Raw genomic sequence first — 1,589 nt, 5'->3', positions numbered from 1 at the left:
CGCCGCACCTGATGCTTCTGCTGGCAGCCCTGAGCTGTACGAGCGGCGTGCTGGCCCATGCAGACGAACCCGCGGATGCCAAAGGACTGTGGGCTACCGGATCCGGTGATGCAGTCATCAAGGTCGATGATTGCCCTGACAAGACCGGCGCCCTATGCGCCCAGATCGTCTGGGACAAGGACGCAGGACAGCCCACCGACACCTGCAATGTGCGTATCGCCCAACTGGATCACTTCGAACATGGCGCCTGGCGCGACGGTTGGGCTTACGACCCGCGCAGCAAGAAGAACTACAAGGCCACCCTGCGCGTGAAGGACGGAATGCTCAACATCCGCGCCTTCGTGGGCGTGGAAATGCTGGGCGAGACCGAGAGCTTCACCCGCGTCGAGCGCATCCCGCCGAGCCCGGTGTGCAAACCCGGATAAGGAGATCGACTCCGGCCGGCCAGAGCATGGCCGACAGAGATGCCTACAAGTAGCTGGTCGCCCCCCCCAAAAAAAACGATGAGAGGAGTTTTGCCATGCATTGCAAAAGAGTGATCGCATCATCAGTACAGGGAGTCTTGGCAGTCGCAATCACAAGTACCTGCTTAGCAGGAACCCCGGCCGACAGCGCGGCCGATCGGACCACAGTGAGTCAACAACTCGATACCGAGGTCAAATTCCTGAGCGACCAGCGCACCCGCGGCATATCGGATTCGCTGATGCAACCGGCGGTGAAGCTGAGTCTGAACTATGCCCATGCCAGTGGTCTGGTGGCCTTGGCCGAACTGGTCACGGTGAGCAAGAAATCCTTCCCCGCTGGCGATGGGCTGGACCTGACCCTGGCTGGGGGATATCGCTTCGGCGATCCCGATGCATGGCATTTCGGCGTGGGTGCAGCGGCCGAAATCTTCCCCGGCGCGCAAGTGAACGCACCGCACCAGATCGATCTGAGCTCGCCGACGGGCACCGCAGATACCCGCGCAACCAGCTTCAACAGCCGCTTTGCCGTGCTGGAGATCGGCTATGGTGCGCTCGAAGGTCGCATCATGCGTGTACTGTCGCCCACCTACCGGGGCGCCGACACCGGCACGGTCTGCGGCGGCTTGCTGCAGTTCGCCCCCGACCAGGTCGCCGCGCTCACCGATCCCGGCTCCAAGGTCAACCAGTGCTATGCGCGGGGCGAACACAATTCGCGGGGCACCATGCTCTATGACCTGAACTACAAGATCGCCCTGAACCCCATCACCAACCTGAGCTTACATGCGGGCTATCAGAACGTAGCCAACTTTTCCGAGGCCAACTTCAGCGACTACGGCATCGGCATCAACCACAAGCGCTGGGGCTTCGACTGGAGTGCCAACTGGGTGTTTACCCGCGTGCGCAACCGCGAGCTGTACCTGGTCCAGGATGGAGAGAACGTGCGCGAAACCCAGAAATCAGCCGTCATTGTGGCCGTGAGCAGAAAGTTCTAGACCGATGACCTATAGCTTCGCCAGCCCCGCCGACGAAAAACACGCCCCGCTGGTGTTGGCGGTGGATCTGGGCACATCCGGGCTGCAATGCGCCCTGGTCTCGGTCTATGGAGAGGTGCTGGGCTGGTCTTTC

General features: G+C 61.5%; 2 protein-coding genes. Both read left to right on the top strand.

Features of this window, described 5'->3' with window-relative positions; all coding sequences use genetic code 11:
* The first annotated feature begins 11 nt into the window (after nt 1-11).
* Nucleotides 12-425, top strand: a complete 414-nt coding sequence (locus I5W_RS04160; protein ID WP_044528286.1) for a DUF2147 domain-containing protein — start codon at nt 12-14, stop codon at nt 423-425.
* A 206-nt stretch (nt 426-631) separates the two neighbouring features.
* Complete coding sequence (locus tag I5W_RS04155) at nt 632-1,456, top strand: TorF family putative porin (protein WP_017454346.1); 825 nt, start codon at nt 632-634, stop codon at nt 1,454-1,456.
* Nucleotides 1,457-1,589 lie beyond the last annotated feature (133 nt).

The organism is Herbaspirillum sp. B65 (assembly GCF_000333555.1).
In the GTDB taxonomy this organism is placed as follows: domain Bacteria; phylum Pseudomonadota; class Gammaproteobacteria; order Burkholderiales; family Burkholderiaceae_D; genus Herbaspirillum; species Herbaspirillum rubrisubalbicans.
The sequence above is the reverse complement of the archived record's forward strand: the minus strand, read 5'-3'. Positions and strand labels throughout refer to the sequence as shown.